This is a genomic window from Pseudomonas graminis, assembly GCF_004364335.1.
Classification (GTDB): domain Bacteria; phylum Pseudomonadota; class Gammaproteobacteria; order Pseudomonadales; family Pseudomonadaceae; genus Aquipseudomonas; species Aquipseudomonas graminis_D.
On the sequence record NZ_SOCR01000014.1, the window covers coordinates 154,308 to 170,048 of the forward strand.

The following is a 15,741-nucleotide window of genomic DNA, read 5'->3' on the forward strand; positions in this document are numbered from 1 at the left end:
ACAACGCAACATATATAAAAACATCAATTTCAAACCACCTAAATATAAAATAGTCAAACAGATAAACTATTTAACTAGCAGCCACTCAATAGATCGCATGTAAATATTATGGCTATACACCGGAATTTAATTAGCGTTAATGACGGTTATTCCGTGCCTAGTTTGTCTGCGAGGAGTATCAGAAACGAATATGAAAACCTATCGAATCCTATGCTACACGTCAGAATTCAGTGAATTCAAACATCATGCTAATGACCCCATAGCGGAGCTGTCTGCAAATGAGCAAGATCAATTTGCCTTAATTATGGCCGTCAGTCTGGATGGCGGGATTGGATTTAACAGAACGCCTTACGGTGACGCAGCGATCGACGCCCTTGTCTCAAAATGCTTTTGGGTTGAGCCCCACAAGACGACCATCAAGCCACCTGTTCGCGCGCGTTCAGGACACATGCCTTGCCTAATGTTCAGAGCTAAGAATGACGGTTTTAAAAAACTGCTTGAGGACCATGAAAAGTACGACAGGAATCTTAGAAAACATCAGGTCCTCATCAGGCACAGACATGCCGAAAGTCCCAACCCCGCTATACTCTCAAGTATTTTGCAGAGCACTCACCTCCGGATCCGGGGCAAGGAGCTATATGACGCCCTGCAAGAGACTTGTCACTATGTGACAGTACCAGACGGAACCGGGGAGCACGGCAGTGGCGCATTTATCGTATTCTCACGCAACCTTGACTTCTTTTTTAAAGAGTTCGATGCTGCGGTTGAAGGCTATGCGGAGATTGATTTTGTCGATAGCCCACGGAAATTAATTCATTGGTAACAAAATAACATTCGATGGTTCGCATTTCGAGCGTTAGTGTTCAAATATGTGGGGATGGCCCTTTGACCAGCTTGGTCTCTCTGGTGAGGCATGCTTGCCGATGTGCGCAACAAGTTGCGCAGAGGTGTGCAACTGCTTGCGCATATAAGGGCTAAAAGGGGACGGACCCCTTTAATGCTTTTAACCTAAGGTTAAACGGCTTAGCCCATCGACATCCAGAAATTTTATATGCAAGGCAAATATGATTACATCGGCTGAAGAATTTGTAACCCTACGCGCTAGTCGTCTCAAGGCTGAATACGACAGGTCTGCCATGGAGGAAGCGCCTCTTGCTGTATGGCGTGACGTGATCAAGGAATATCCCGATTACGTGCAATGGGTCATACACAACAAAACAATTCCACTTGAGATCTTAGAAGAGTTATGCGAATCCCATCCTGAAAGCAGGTATTTCATAGCAAGTAAGCGAAAACTGTCGCTGGAGTTGTTTGCGTTCCTTTCGCAAGATCCTGATCCTATGGTGAGAAGTGGAATAGCTCTGAACAAAAAGACCCCTTTGGAAGTACTTGTAAACCTGTTAAGTGATGAGGATGAAGATGTGGCTGACACTGCAAGGAGGCAATACGAAACCAGGAAATCAGTCTGACGGGGACAGTCCTTTGAGACTGATGCAATCAACCATTCCACACTAACTGGCCATTGCCCCCCCTCCAAACGCAAAAAGCCCCGAATCATCGGGGCTTTTTCATTACGTCATTCAGCGGATAAACACCCTCAAGGATCAACCTGCGCCATCAACTCCACCACCGGCTCCGTCCGCTTCGCATACCGCTGAGCCACCACCGCGCAGACCATCAGCTGAATCTGGTGAAACAGCATCAGCGGCAAGATCAACAGACCGATCGTGCTCCCCGCAAACAGCACCTGCGCCATCGGCACGCCGGTCGCCAGGCTTTTCTTCGAGCCGCAGAACAGGATGGTGATGCGGTCTTCCTGATTGAAGCCGAACAGCTTGGACAGCAAGGTCGCGGCCACCAGTACCAGTGTCAGCAGCAGGCAGCACACCAGCACCAGCCCGGCCAGGTCCCAGATCGGTGTTTTCAGCCAGATGCCTTCGTTGACCGCCTCACTGAACGCGCCGTAGACCACCAGCAGGATCGAGCCCTGATCGACGAATTTCAGCCAGTTCTTGTTGCGCCCCACCCAGGCGCCGATCCAGCGTCGCATGATCTGGCCGGCAATGAATGGCAGCAGCAATTGCACGCTGATCTTGACGATCGCATCGAGGGTCGAGCCGCCTTCGCCGTGGACGTTGAGCAATAGCGTGACCAACAGCGGCGTCAGAAATATCCCGAACAGGCTGGAGGCCGCCGCGCTACAGATTGCCGCCGGGATATTGCCTCGCGCCAGTGAGGTGAAGGCGATCGCCGACTGCACCGTCGCGGGCAGCGCACACAGGTACAGGATGCCCATGTAGAGGTCTTTGCCGATCAGCGGCGACAGCACGGGTTTGAGTGCCAGGCCAAGCAAGGGGAACAGAACGAATGTCAGCCCGAACACCAGCAGGTGCAGTCGCCAGTGCCCTGCCCCGGCGATGATCGATTCGCGGGACAGTTTGGCGCCGTGAAGAAAGAACAACAGCGCGATGGCGATGTTGGTCAACCAGCCAAAGCCAACGGCCACTTGACCGGTGGCCGGCAGGAAGCTGGCGATGATCACCACGGTGATCAGCATGAGGGTGAAGTTGTCGGGGAGAAAACGGGGGCGGGTCATCTGCGTCATCCGAAGGTGCCAGGAACATGCTCGCCACTTTAGCGCGCAATGCACTTACCGACTAACGCCAATATGTCGATCAATAGCGGCTAACGGACACCTTGGCCGACCTGGCCCTACCGATGACCTATTCCCGGCTAAAGCCGGTCCCACTAGAAGCAGCGGCAGCCGCTTGCCAGACATTGCGTCGACAAGCGGATCAACGATACGCCGGTTTATTTCAGGCCAGACCACCCTGAATAACACGCATCACGGTCACCCGGCGCTGTCCGGGATTGTCTGCAATGAGGCGGGACAACGCGGCTTGCCATTTCAGTATGTCTTTCTCTTTCGAGAGCATCATCAGTTGTTCCCAGCCCATCGGTCCACGGGGGCCAGCCTGCGCAGCGGCTTTCTCGGGACTGTCTTCGCGTTTCAGAAGGTTTGCTGCAATTTCCGAGAGAGTACTCATGGCCGGCTCCGGGGCATGCGCGTCGTGGCGCCTGCCGATTCAAAACTAAAGGTAATTTCAGGAGTGCCTACGCGCCAATTTTCTGTGATCGAGGCCGCCTGTAACAGGGCTGTAGCAAAGTTCAGACCAACCGAAGCATGGCCATCCATTATTCGTTTGCCCCATCAAAGCGGTCTGAAAATGACCGGATAATCACCCTTAATTTGACTCCCCTAACAAACCCGTCACGCAGGGACGCTGACCACCCCAGTCCTCCGAAGGTGTAACGCCAGCGTGTCACTTGAGTACAAATTTTTGTCGAATTTGTTACAGATCTGAGAAATCTTGATACATTTTCAATCAAATCGCTGGACCATCGTCCCAATCCTGTGCCAGTTTTTCCTCGCTTCATGCACCAAGCGAGTGATTGGATGACCTCGCACCTGAGGTCATTCGGTCGTTTTTTTTCACGCAGACAAGGATATGTCTGAATGTCGAAACTCAAACTCAATGCCCTCAGCGTCACGCCACAGGGCCCAAGCGCTGCATACAACCAGATCAACACGTTCAGCCACCAGTACGACCGAGGTGGTAGCCCGATCAATGGAAAACCGTCGTATACGGTGGATCAGGCAGCCGATTACATCTTGCGCGACCATGCCGCATGGGCAGACTCAAACAAGAGCGGCACCATTGAGTTGACCTACACCTTCCTGACCAGCCGACCCGCCGATTTCGATCGCACCCTGGGCACGTTCAGCGCCTTTTCGGCGCTGCAACAATCCCAGGCCAAGCTGTCGATGCAGTCGTGGGCCGATGTAGCGAAAGTCACCTTCACCCAGGCCAATTCCGGCGGTGACGGGCACATGACGTTCGGCAACTACAGCGGTGACAACGGCGGCGCGGCGTTTGCCTATCTCCCGGATAGCGGTTCGTATGCAGGTCAGTCCTGGTACATGATCAACAACAGCTATCAGGTCAACGCCAACCCTGGCACCAGTAACTACGGGCGCCAGACCCTCACCCACGAAATCGGCCATACCCTGGGCCTGTCGCACCCCGGCGATTACAACGCCGGCAACGGCAACCCGACCTATGCCGATGCCACCTATGCCCAGGACACTCGCGGCTACAGCGTGATGAGCTACTGGAGCGAAACCAACACCGGGCAGAACGCCAAAGGGGCCTACGCCTCGGCACCCTTGCTCGACGATATTGCTGCCGTACAAAAGCTGTACGGTGCCAATCTTGCGACACGCGCCGCGGACACCACCTACGGGTTCAACTCCACGGCAGACCGTGACTACTACTCGGCGACGTCTTCGTCGTCCAAGTTGGTGTTCGCGGTATGGGATGGCGGCGGCAAGGACACCCTGGACTTCTCGGGCTATACCAACAACCAGAAAATAAACCTCAACGAGGCTTCGTTTTCGGATGTCGGCGGCCTGGTGGGCAACGTGTCCATTGCCAAAGGTGTGGTTATCGAGAACGCCATCGGCGGCTCGGGCAATGACCTGATCATTGGCAATGGCGCCGCCAACGAACTCCGTGGTGGTGGCGGCAACGACATCATCTTCGGTGGTGGCGGTGCCGATAAGCTGTGGGGCGGTACGGGCGCGGATACGTTTGTATTCGCGGCCAGCACCGACTCACGACCGTCGGCGCCGGACCAGCTCATGGACTTTGTCAGCGGTCAGGACAAAATCGATCTGTCGGCCATGCCTGAGTTTGCAACAAGCCACATCCCGCTGACGTTCGTCAGTGCGTTCAGCGGTACGGCAGGTCAGGCCGTGTTGTCCCAGATCAGCACGGGCAGCACCTTGTCGATTGACTTCACGGGCGACCGTGCGGCCGATTTCCTGGTTAACACCGTAGGCCAGGCCGCCACGACAGACATCGTGGTTTAAGCCTGAGGGGGCGGTGTGCAAGCGCCGCCCCTGCCTGACCCGGAGCAGATCAATGAACTGGAAGACCGCGGCGTGTCTGTTCACGACGCTTTTCACCTTAAGCGGAGCCCACCTCATGGCCAGCAGCCTACGTCTCGCGAGCCCCGCCGAACTGGCCGGTCCCTGGCAGTTGTACCCCAAGGACGATGCGCAGAAACCCTGCACATTGATTCTGCAAGAACAGGACGGGCAGCTCGCCGGGGATCTGGCCTGCGCCGGCCACTGGCTAGGCGGCACACCGGCCACCTGGTACCCGACGCCTGATGGCATCGCGCTGGTCGACACCCACGACGAACTCCTGGTGCATATGGGTCGCCAGCGAGAAGGGTTCTACATGGCCCGGCTGCCCGATGGCCGCACCCTTTTTCTGCAGCGCGAAGGCGCAAGCGCCAACCCACGTTCCTGACTCTTTTTTCAAGGATGAAACCTTATGACCCAAGGCCGGCCAAGCCCCCTGCCGCGCGCGCCCATGTGGGCCACGCTCAAGGCCTACAAAGGCATCCTGTTCAGCATCGGCGCCTTCACCGCGCTGATCAACGTGTTAATGCTGGTGCCCTCGGTCTACATGTTGCAGGTTTACGACCGGGTGCTGTCATCGCAAAACGAAACCACGCTGGCGATGCTGACCGTGATGGTTGTCGCCTTTTTCATGTTCATCGGGCTGATGGAAGCCATACGCAGCTTTGTGGTGATCCGTATCGGCAGCGATATGGAGCGACGCCTGAACCTGCAGGTGTACCAGGCGGCGTTCGAACGCAACCTCAGCCTGGGCGAAGGCAATGCCGCACAGGCGCTGGGCGATTTGACCCTGATCCGGCAGTTCGCCACCGGCCCGGCATTGTTCGCCTTCTTCGATGCGCCGTGGTTCCCCATCTACCTGGCAGTGATCTTTCTCTTCAACCCGTGGCTGGGCGTGTTTGCCACGGTGGGTGCGTTGCTGCTGATTGCCCTCGCCTGGCTGAATGAAACCCTGACCCGCAAGCCGCTGGCCCAGGCCGGGCACTTCTCTGTGGCATCGAGCCAGTTGTCCGGCAGCCACCTGAATAATGCTGAAGCGATCCAGGCCATGGGCATGCTGGTGCCGTTGCGTCAGCGCTGGTTCGCCTTGCACAGCCGGTTTCTGGAGCGGCAAAACCGCGCGAGCGACATCGGCGCGCTGATCGGCTCGTTCAGCAAATGCCTGCGTTTGTGTCTTCAATCGCTGGTGCTGGGGCTGGGTGCACTGCTGGTCATCGAAGGCCAGATGAGCGGCGGCATGATGATCGCCGGCTCCATCCTGATGGGGCGTGCGCTGGCCCCGATCGATCAACTCATCGCGGTCTGGAAACAGTGGAGTTCCGCGCGCCTGGCATGGCAGCGGCTCGACGCCCTGCTGATCGCCCACCCCGAGCGTCCAACGCCCATGCCCCTGCCCGCTCCCACCGGGCATATCAGTGTCGAGCACATCAGTGCCGCACCACCGGGGCGGACCACCGTGACGCTGCAGCAACTGAGTTTCGCCGTGAATGCCGGAGAAACCCTCGGTGTGCTGGGTGCGTCCGGCTCCGGCAAGTCAACCTTGGCCCGGGTGTTGATCGGGGTGTGGCAACCCCTGGCCGGGGTGGTTCGTCTGGACGGTGCAGAGTTGCACCGCTGGGACCGGACCGCGCTGGGCGCCCATGTCGGTTATCTGCCCCAGGACATCGAACTGTTCAGTGGCACCATCGCCGACAACATCGCACGCTTTACCAGCGCCGATCCGCACCAAGTGGTGACCGCAGCCCGACTGGCAGGCGTGCACGAAATGATCCTGCGTCTGCCCCAAGGCTATGACACGCAGTTGGGGGACGGCGGCTCCGGGCTGTCCGGCGGTCAGAAGCAGCGCGTGGCGCTGGCCCGTGCGCTGTACGGCGAGCCGAAACTGGTGGTGCTCGACGAGCCCAACTCCAACCTCGACAGCAACGGCGAAGCCGCATTGGCCGCTGCCATCGCGCAGCTCAAGGCTCGCGGTTGCACGGTGATTCTGATTACCCATGGCTCTGCCGTACTGAATCAGGCTGACCGCCTGCTGGTGCTCAACGAAGGGCGTCTGCAATTGTTCGGTCCCGCGCGTGATGTGTTGAAAGCGCTCTCCGGTGCCCAGCCCGCGCCTGAACGACCGCAGGGGGTGAGCTTCAGTCGCCAGCTCGGCGCGCAGCAAGGAGGTCAGCGCCATGAATGAACACATCCTCAAACCCGAACGCAGCGCACAGTTTTTCGTCCGCGCAGGCTGGTGGCTGGCCCTGCTCGGTGCCGGGAGCTTTTTCCTCTGGGCTGCACTTGCCCCGCTCGACCAAGGCATCGCCGTGCCTGGCACAGTGGTGGTCTCGGGCAAGCGCAAAGCGGTGCAATCGGTGGACAGCGGCGTGGTCAGTCGCATCATGGTGCGCGAGGGCCAAGTGGTGCATCAGGGCCAACCCTTGTTCCAGCTTGACCACACCCAGGTCCAGGCCGACGTGCAATCGTTGCGCGCTCAGTACGAACTGGCACAAGCCAGCATCGCCAGGCTTCAGGCCGAACGGGACGGCAGTGTGCAGGTACGCTTTCCCGAGGCCCTGTTACAGCAAGCGTCTCCACAGCTGCTCGGCGTGCTGGAAGGCCAGCGGCAGTTGTTCAGCAGCCGCCATCAGGCGTTTCAGCGATCCCAGGCTGGCATCCATGCAAGCATCGAAGGTGGCATTGCCCAACTCGCCGGCATGCGCCAGGCGCGTAATGACCTTCAAGCCCAGGCCGAGTCATTGCGCCAGCAACTGGAAAACCTCCGGCCGCTGGCCGAGCGCGGCTACATCGCCCGCAACCGCTTGATGGACTACGACCGGCAACTGTCGCAGGTGCAACGTGATCTGGCACAGAACACCGGTGACACAGGCCGGGTCGCTCAGCAAATCGAGCAATCACGGATGAGCCTGCAGCAAGGTGTCGAGGAGTATCAAAAGGAGGTGCGCGGACAACTGGCCGATGCGGAGCTGAAAAGCATCACGCTGAGCCAGCAACTGGCCTCGGCACAATTCAGTCTGACCCACAGCGAAATCAGCGCCCCTGCCGACGGCATTGCCGTGAACCTCTCGGTGCACACCGAAGGGGCGGTGGTGCATGCCGGTGAATCGCTGCTGGAAATCGTGCCCCAGGGCGAAGGCCTTGAGATCGAAGGCCACCTGCCGGTGAACATGGTCGACAAGGTGGCCGAACAGCTGCCCGTGGATGTGCTTTTCACCGCGTTCAATCAGAGCCGTACGCCGCGCGTGAACGCCACAGTCAGCCTGATTTCCGCCGATCAGTTGCTCGACGAACGCAGTGGTCAGCCGTACTACATCGTGCGCAGCACGGTCACCGACCAGGCGCTGGCCACACTCAAGGGCCTTGTGATCAAACCCGGCATGCCGGCGCAGATGTTCGTGCGCACAGGCGAGCGCTCTCTTCTCAATTACCTGTTCAAGCCTTTGATGGATCGCGCAGGAATGGCATTGACCGAGGAATAGGATGTTTCGGTACATGAAAATCTGGCTGGCAGCGCTGCTATGGATCAGCGCCAATATGCAGGCCCAGGCAATGGGCTTATTTGACGTTTATGAGCAAGCCTTGCGTAACGACCCGGTGTTCCTCGGCGCCATGAAGGAGCGCGATGCGGGGCTGGAGAATCGTAATATCGGCCGTGCCGGGCTGTTGCCTCAGGTGGCCTGGAACTATAACAAGGGACGCAACGACTCCAGGGCCACGTACAAAAGCGACGAGCGCCCCAACTCCCGCGAGGACCGTCACTACAACAGTTTCGGTTCGACGTTGAGCGTGCAGCAGCCCATCATCGACTACGAAGCCTACGCCAACTACCGCAAGGGTGTGGCCCAGGCGTTGTTTGCCGACCAGGCCTTTCGAGGCAAAAGTCAGGAGTTGCTGGTGCGGGTGTTGTCCGCTTACAGCCAGGCGCTGTTCAGTCGCGATCAGATCGAGATTGCCGAGGCAAAGAAGAAAGCGTTCGAGCGGCAGTTCGAGCAAAACCGACAAATGTTCGATCAGGGTGAAGGCACCCGTACCGACATCCTGGAAGCCGAATCCCGTTACGAACTGGCCGGTGCCGAGGAAATCGAAGCGCAGAATGAGCAAGATGCTGCGCTGCGTGAGCTGGGCGCGTTGATCGGCGTGCCCGAGGTGCGCATCGACGAACTCGCCCCCCTGCGGACGCCGTTCAACTTCCTGGCGCTGACGCCCACCACGTACGAGGCGTGGAATGCCATCGCCTTGAGCGAGAACGCCGACCTCGCCTCCCAGCGCCAACTGCTGGAAGTCGCGCACCAGGAGGTGAAACGCAATGTCGCCGGGCATCTGCCCAAGCTCAACGCCTACGCAACGGTGCGCAGCATGGAATCCGACAGCGGCAATACCTACAACCAGCGTTACGACACCAATACCATCGGCCTGGAAATCAGCCTGCCGCTGTACGCCGGGGGTGGCGTCAGCGCCTCCAGCCGCCAGGCCAGTCGTAGCCTGGAGCAAGCGGAGTACGACCTTGAGGGCAAAACCCGTGAGACGCTGATCCAGCTGCGCCGCCAGTTCAACGCTTGCGCCACGGGCGTACGGAAAATCCGCGCTTACGACAAGGCATTGGCTTCAGCGCAGGCACTGGTCGTCTCCACGCAATACAGCATCAAGGGTGGCGAGCGGGTCAATCTGGACGAGCTGAATGCGCAACAACAGCTTTACAGCACCCGTCAGGACCTGGCCAAGACTCGATATGAGTACTTGATGGCCTGGATCAAGCTGCATTACTACGCCGGCACCTTGACCGGCGAGCAGTTGGCGCGGGTCGATGAGGCATTTGGGCCGGGTCGACCGTCACGCTAAACATCAGTGGCCATATGGGTAACGTCCAGTCCACCCCTCTGGCCACGGACAGCGCAGTTGTAACTGCATATTCGTAACGCCCAAATAGCGTGAACTATGTTCCTGGCGAATTGATCCCAAACGATGCGCACCCTGCGCGGCCCGGATGGGTCAGTTCATGTGCACTGCACACGCATCAGTAAAATAGGGAGCCGTCGTGAACACTACCGCCCATCTTGACTATCGAAGCCCGCCAGGCCCGCTACACGCGATAATGCTTGCCGGCACCGTCCCGCTGTTTCTCGGCGCATTGCTGAGCGACATCACCTACTTTCAGACGTACCAGATTCAATGGAGCAACTTCGCCTCCTGGCTCATCGCCGGGGGGCTGGTGTTCTGCGGACTCGCCGTACTGTTCGCGCTGGTCAATCTGATCCGGGCCGATCGCAAAGCCGGGCGTCCCGTGGTCTACCTCGTGTTGTTGGTGGTGACCTGGGCACTGGGGCTCGTCAACGCGTTTGAACACGCCAAGGATGCCTTCGCCAGCATGCCATCGGGCCTCATTCTCTCTGCTCTGACCACGCTGCTGATTGGCGTGACGGCGTGGCTGGGACTCACCAGCATCCGTTCGGGAGAAGGACAATGAGCCACTCGATCAAACTGACCGCGATCAGCATGGCCTTGTTGTTAAGCGGCTGCGGTGACGCCGGGGATAACACCCAGGCGTTGGGTCCTGACCCGAAAATGCCGGCCCCCCAGCGCGGTCTTTTACCCAGCATGAAGATTGCCGAACCGGCGTTGTGGGGCGACCAGAAGCCCACAGTCCCCGAGGGATACAGCGTGACGGCCATCGCCGCCGACTTGCAGATTCCTCGCCAGACGCTGGTGCTGCCCAACGGCGATATCCTCGTGGCTGAAGGCCGTGGCGGAAGCGCCGCGAAGCTCAAACCCAAGGACGTGATCGCGGGGTACATCAAGGCCCAGGGCAACACCAAGGTCAAAGGCGGCAACCGCCTGACCTTGCTGCGGGATGCGGACGGTGACGGCGTCTACGAGACGAAGACTGTATTTGCGGAGAACCTCAACGCGCCCTACGGCCTGGCGTTTGCCAACGGCAAATTGTACGTGGCCAACCAGGACGAACTGGTGCGTTTCGACTATGCAGAGGGCCAGACCAAAGCCAGTGGCCCACCGATCAAAGTCACTGACCTTCCTGCTGAAATCAACCACCATTGGACCAAGTCACTGGCCGTAAGCGACGACGGACGTACCTTGTATGTCGGCATCGGTTCGAACAGCAACGTGACCGAGCGCGGCATGGAAGTCGAACTCGACCGGGCCAGGGTGTGGCAGGTAGATGCCGAGACCGGGGCCCACAAAGCGTATGCGACCGGCATCCGCAACCCGACGGCGTTAACCATCCAGCCGCAAACCGGAAAGTTGTGGGCGGTGGTCAATGAGCGCGATGAACTGGGGCCGGATCTGGTACCGGATTACCTGACCTCGGTGCGCGAGGGTGCATTTTATGGCTGGCCTTACAGCTATTGGGGTCAGAACGTGGACACGCGTGCCCAGCCGCAAAACCCGAAAATGGTCGCCGCCGCCATCAAGCCCGACTACAGCCTCGGGTCTCACGCCGCTGCGCTTGGCGTGGATTTTTCCATCCCGGCCATGGGCGAGAAGTACGCCGACGGAGTGTTCATTGGCGAACACGGCAGTTGGAACCGGGAGAATCCGGTGGGCTACAAAGTCGTTTTCGTACCGTTCAGCAATGGCCATCCGAACGGTGCGCCGATTGACTTCGCGACCGGCTTTCGGGGGGCCGACGGTAAAACCCGCGGGCGCCCAGTGGGCGTAACGGTGGACCCACGCGGTGCACTGATCATCGCCGACGACCTGGCGAACACCGTGTGGCGGGTCACTCGTAATCGATGAGGCATGATTCCAGGCAGGGCAATCCTGCCTGGAATGTACAAAGCCGTTACCGCTCCAATGGTGTGGATTGATTCACCCCGTGCGACAAGCGCGACATATTCGCGCCCCGCCCTTCCCAATGGATCGACGACGTGCATCAGGCCGGCAATTGCCCCTGACCGCTTTCGATGATTTTTGCGAAGTTCATGACGTTCTCGACGTACTTCGGATCGCCCACGCCGCCGGCATCCGCAGGGTTGCCTTTGTTGACCTTGTCCGGGCCGGAGTTGTAGGCGCGTAGCGCCGAGTTCCAGTCACCGAACGTAGCCTTTTGGTCACGCATGTACAGCGCGCCGGCCATGATGTTGTCGTGGGCGTTGTTGACGTCAGCGTTGCCGAGCTCTTTGGGGTTGTCTCGCTTGAGGGCGGCGAACGTGTCGGCGTTGACCTGCATCACGCCTGCATCGGTCTTGCCATTAACGTTGGTGGTGTCCTGGCCCAGTTGCCCGCGCGACTCGGCCCAGATCTGTCCGGCCAGAATGCTCGGCGGCACGCCGGTGGCATTGGACGCTTCCATGATGTCCTTGCGGTAGTCTTCCAGCTGTGGCGGCAAGTGCAAATCGCCCGAACCGCTGAGGGACGTATCGTTGTTTACGGCACTGGCATTGGCAGCGGGCGCGGCGGCGGCCTGAGCAGCGCCAGCACCTTCGGCACCACCGCCGGCACCTTCCGCAGCGCCAGCCCCACCGCCACCGCCACCGCCACCGCCTGCACCCTCGGCCGCACCGCCGCCTCCCCCGCCGCCGCCGGTCACTGCGTTGTTCTGTGCTGCCGGATTGCCAGTTTGATTGGCGTTGTTCTGCATCAGCATCTGCATCAATTGAATGATCAATGCCATGAGCTGCTGCGCGATGCCGTTCTGGTCCGCGCCACCGGCGAGGGGGTTAGCGGCGTTGGTCGTCGAGTCCTGGTTTTCAGGCGATCCGAAGTTGACCTGGGACTGCCCGGCATGGGCAAACAGAATCGAGCTTGCGTCGAGCGCCCCACCGGCGCCACCGCCACCGCCACCGCCCAGAGAGTTGCCCTGCCCGGGCTTGCCGCTCAGGGATGAAAAATCCGGGTGCGCGCCGGGATCGCTCAACGGCCGAATCTGGGAAATACCGATACTCATGGTCACTTACCTCTTTCGGGTCAGGAAACATCAATGGGCTTTGGGGATGCCGAACTGATCGAGGACCGGATCGACGTTGTGGTCGAAGGCCTTCTGGGCCTTGTGCTTCTTGACGGCTTCGATGATGGCGGAGATGCCGAAACCCAGGCTCATGGCGGCGTCGGCGATCCAGCCGATCACCGGAATCGAGGCACCAATGGCCGCACCGGCGGCCAGCCCTGCTGCCTCTCCCACGACCATGCCGGCAACGCGACCGCCGACTTTCGCCGCCACCTCGCCCAGCCCTGCGCGCCCGGCGGATTTCGCCACGGCGTCGTAACCGGTCTTGGCCGCAGACAGACCGGACTTGGTGCTGTCGTAAATCGTCCTGGCGGCATCGGTTTTGTCGCCGCGGGCGAGCATGTCCGAGACCGAGGCAAAGCCTGCGACCGAGCGCAGCGCTGATGGCCCCATATTCGAGGCCACTTGAGCCGCCATCGACGGCGCATGGTCTTTATCGCCCTTGGCGTTTTCCAGCACCTTGCGACCGCTCTTGGTGTCCTCCAGATGGTGGAAGGTCGAATCCACATAGCGCGATTGCTGGCTCTGCACGAAAGTGTCGGGCAGCACGCTGTCGTAGGCGGCCTTCTGCGCGTCGGCGCTCTGCAGCGCCTCTTCACCATCGGCTTTCTTCTGGTCGAGCAACTGCCGGACGGCGCCCCCTTCACTGAAGTTGCGCACGTACGAATCCTGAATCTTGCCCTGCAGATCAGGTCGCTGACCGAGGACCTGCTGCGCGGTCGGCACGTTCGCGTTGTCGCCGAGCAGGTCTTTCTGCATCTGCAACTGCGCCGACAACCCGCCCAGGGCGCTGCTGTAATCGGCGTTTGGCTTGTCCTTTTTCGTAGCCTTGTCGGCCGTATTCAGGTCCGCTTGCAGGGCCTCGCCGCTGTTGACCTTTTGCATTTGCTCGGTGACGGCTTTCTGCAACGTTGGCGTGCTGGCGACCAACGCCTTCGACTGCTGCGGTATCTGTTTGTCGAGGAAGGCCTGCACGTCGGGATCGGCCTGCAGTTGGCCAATCTTCTCGTTCAGCGCATCTTCGGTCTTGCCGGTTTTGCGCAGGTCCTGGCCGGCGACGACGCTCTGCTGGGTCTGTTGCAGCTTGATCATGACCGCGGCTTTCTGCTCGCCGCTGTAGGCGGACGGGTTGTCAAATACGTCCTTGCCCAGCTTGGAAATATCGACGTTGGCGACTGAGTTAAGGGTCGCGGCATCGCTGAGCACACTGGCAAATTCGCCGCCATTGGTGGGCGCCTGCTTGCTGATCCAGTCGCTGATGTTTTTGGCGCTGAACAGTTTGTCCGGGCTGTGGGCCGCGAGCGAACGACCGCTCAGGCCGCCCTGGTCGATCTGGGTGAGAAAGCCGGGTTGCGACCAGGTTTTCGCCGCCTGTTTCAACGGCCCGGCCAGCCCCGGGTTGTCGTTCTGAATGGCCTTGAGGCCGTCAGCGCTGGTCAGGCCATCGACCTTGGTTTTGCCGTCGGCGCCCAAGGCATGCTTGGGATCGGCGGCCTTGGTCAGGGGTTCGTTGGCACGCATCATCGCAGCACTGCGGACCATTTCCAGAGATTGCGGGTCAGCGTCCGGATGGTCTTTCTGGTAGCTGGCAATGTCCTTGTCCGCGCTGTCGGCGGCTTTTTGCATGTTCTTAGCGAAGGCCTTGAGGTCGCCGTCGGTGATCTTCCCGTCCGCTTTGCCGCCGTGCTTGCCGGTATCGACTGCCGTTTTCAGCGACGGGTTGGCGTTGATGAAGTCCATGGCCTTGGCCGCGTCCGGGCCCTTTTCAGCGGCCATGCGCGCGGCGGCGATGGGTCGGTTCAGCTCTTTGGCCGCCTGATCGCGTTGATCCGCTGGCAGGTTGGCGACAATTGGCGCCCAGCGCTCAAGCTCCTTGGGCGACGAATATTTCGAGTCATCGAGGAACGCTGCTTCGGTGGCTTTGGGTTCTTCGGCTTTAGCGTCCTCGGCCGGTTTCGCCGCCTGAACCGGCGCTGCCGGGGCAGCGGCGTTCGCTTGGGCGACAGGCTGCGGATTGCCCATGGAAACGGCACCGGACGTGGGTGAGTTTTGCGCAGCGGCGTCGGGGGAGGATGAAGCGGTTTCGGGCGACGATTGTGCCTGGCCCTTGAACAGCTGCGTCAGCTGGCTCAGCAATGAAACCAGCTGTTGCTCAGTGCTTTGAGCCTTTCCCGAAGGGCTATTGCCAACAAATGCACTGTTCGCCGGCAACTGCTGGGTCGAGGCGCCGAAGCGGATATTCGGATCGACGCCCCCCTTCTGTAACAGCGCCGGTTTGGCGTCGGTCAGCGGCGATCCCTCGGCGACATCCGCGCCGGCAGACTGAGGGGCAACGCCGTTGTAAGGAGTGCTTGAGATACGCATGAGGTCGTCATCCGGGTATGGGGATGGCAACTGTGTGGCTGCTGCGCCGGGTCGGTTCCAGTAAATGTTGCAGTTTGTTTCTCAACTACCGAGCGGGCAGCCAGCCCCGCTGGATACACGCGATGCTTTTTAGTGGGACCGGCTTCAGCCGGGAAGCGGCCTGTGTGAGCACCATCAATCCTGCGGCGTGACACTCGACGCTTTCCCGGCTAAAGCCAGTGCTACAAGGACAGCGTCCAGTCCCATCATGTGAGCACGCCGCGTTCCCGTGGGACCGGCTTCAGCCGGGAAGAGGCCTGTGTGAGCACCATCAATCCTGCGGCGTAGCCCCCGACGCTTTCCCGGCTAAAGCCAGTCCTACAAGGACAGCGTCCAGTCCCATCATGTGAGCACGCCGCGTTCCTGTAGGACCGGCTTCAGCCGG

13 protein-coding genes are annotated in these 15,741 nt (G+C 59.8%); 9 read left to right on the forward strand and 4 right to left on the reverse strand.

Going from position 1 to position 15,741, the window contains the following annotated elements; genetic code table 11:
- Positions 1 to 190: 190 nt before the first annotated feature.
- Positions 191 to 823, forward strand: a complete 633-nt coding sequence (locus tag EC919_RS23720) for a hypothetical protein (protein ID WP_133776738.1) — start codon at positions 191 to 193, stop codon at positions 821 to 823.
- Positions 824 to 1,064: 241 nt separating this feature from the next.
- On the forward strand, positions 1,065 to 1,469 hold the full coding sequence (locus EC919_RS23725) for a hypothetical protein (protein ID WP_133776739.1): 405 nt from the start codon (positions 1,065 to 1,067) through the stop codon (positions 1,467 to 1,469).
- Between the two features lie 128 nt (positions 1,470 to 1,597).
- Here EC919_RS23725 and EC919_RS23730 read toward each other — a convergent pair whose 3' ends face one another.
- Positions 1,598 to 2,596: a bile acid:sodium symporter family protein gene (locus EC919_RS23730; RefSeq protein ID WP_133776740.1), complete on the reverse strand. Its 999-nt coding sequence runs from the start codon at positions 2,594 to 2,596 to the stop codon at positions 1,598 to 1,600.
- 220 nt (positions 2,597 to 2,816) lie between these two features.
- The gene (locus EC919_RS23735) at positions 2,817 to 3,047 is read right to left on the reverse strand and encodes a hypothetical protein (protein ID WP_133776741.1); all 231 of its coding nucleotides are present in this window, start codon (positions 3,045 to 3,047) and stop codon (positions 2,817 to 2,819) included.
- A 470-nt stretch (positions 3,048 to 3,517) separates the two neighbouring features.
- Here EC919_RS23735 and EC919_RS23740 point away from each other — a divergent pair, with 470 nt between their 5' ends.
- From EC919_RS23740 to EC919_RS23770, 7 genes are all read left to right on the forward strand, one after another.
- Complete coding sequence (locus tag EC919_RS23740; RefSeq protein WP_133776742.1) at positions 3,518 to 4,933, forward strand: serralysin family metalloprotease; 1,416 nt, start codon at positions 3,518 to 3,520, stop codon at positions 4,931 to 4,933.
- Between the two features lie 115 nt (positions 4,934 to 5,048).
- Positions 5,049 to 5,378: an AprI/Inh family metalloprotease inhibitor gene (locus EC919_RS23745; protein WP_133776743.1), complete on the forward strand. Its 330-nt coding sequence runs from the start codon at positions 5,049 to 5,051 to the stop codon at positions 5,376 to 5,378.
- A 24-nt stretch (positions 5,379 to 5,402) separates the two neighbouring features.
- Complete coding sequence (locus EC919_RS23750) at positions 5,403 to 7,172, forward strand: type I secretion system permease/ATPase (protein WP_166650619.1); 1,770 nt, start codon at positions 5,403 to 5,405, stop codon at positions 7,170 to 7,172.
- Entirely contained in the window at positions 7,165 to 8,469 is a 1,305-nt protein-coding gene (locus EC919_RS23755; RefSeq protein WP_133776744.1) for an HlyD family type I secretion periplasmic adaptor subunit, read from the forward strand. The genes EC919_RS23750 and EC919_RS23755 overlap by 8 nt, the downstream gene beginning before the upstream one ends.
- Before the next feature lie 13 nt (positions 8,470 to 8,482).
- Complete coding sequence (locus EC919_RS23760) at positions 8,483 to 9,829, forward strand: TolC family outer membrane protein (RefSeq protein WP_243842324.1); 1,347 nt, start codon at positions 8,483 to 8,485, stop codon at positions 9,827 to 9,829.
- Between the two features lie 196 nt (positions 9,830 to 10,025).
- Complete coding sequence (locus EC919_RS23765; protein ID WP_432213842.1) at positions 10,026 to 10,454, forward strand: DUF2231 domain-containing protein; 429 nt, start codon at positions 10,026 to 10,028, stop codon at positions 10,452 to 10,454.
- Positions 10,451 to 11,743, forward strand: coding sequence for a PQQ-dependent sugar dehydrogenase (locus EC919_RS23770; RefSeq protein WP_133776746.1), 1,293 nt, complete (start codon positions 10,451 to 10,453; stop codon positions 11,741 to 11,743). Before EC919_RS23765 ends, EC919_RS23770 begins: the two co-directional genes overlap by 4 nt.
- A gap of 136 nt (positions 11,744 to 11,879) precedes the next feature.
- On the opposite strand, the gene EC919_RS23775 is transcribed toward EC919_RS23770, so the two are convergent.
- Together EC919_RS23775 and EC919_RS23780 are read right to left on the reverse strand one after the other, a co-directional pair.
- Complete coding sequence (locus EC919_RS23775; RefSeq protein WP_166650621.1) at positions 11,880 to 12,746, reverse strand: transglycosylase SLT domain-containing protein; 867 nt, start codon at positions 12,744 to 12,746, stop codon at positions 11,880 to 11,882.
- A gap of 177 nt (positions 12,747 to 12,923) precedes the next feature.
- Positions 12,924 to 15,317: a type III effector HrpK domain-containing protein gene (locus tag EC919_RS23780; protein ID WP_133776748.1), complete on the reverse strand. Its 2,394-nt coding sequence runs from the start codon at positions 15,315 to 15,317 to the stop codon at positions 12,924 to 12,926.
- Between the last annotated feature and the right edge of the window lie 424 nt (positions 15,318 to 15,741).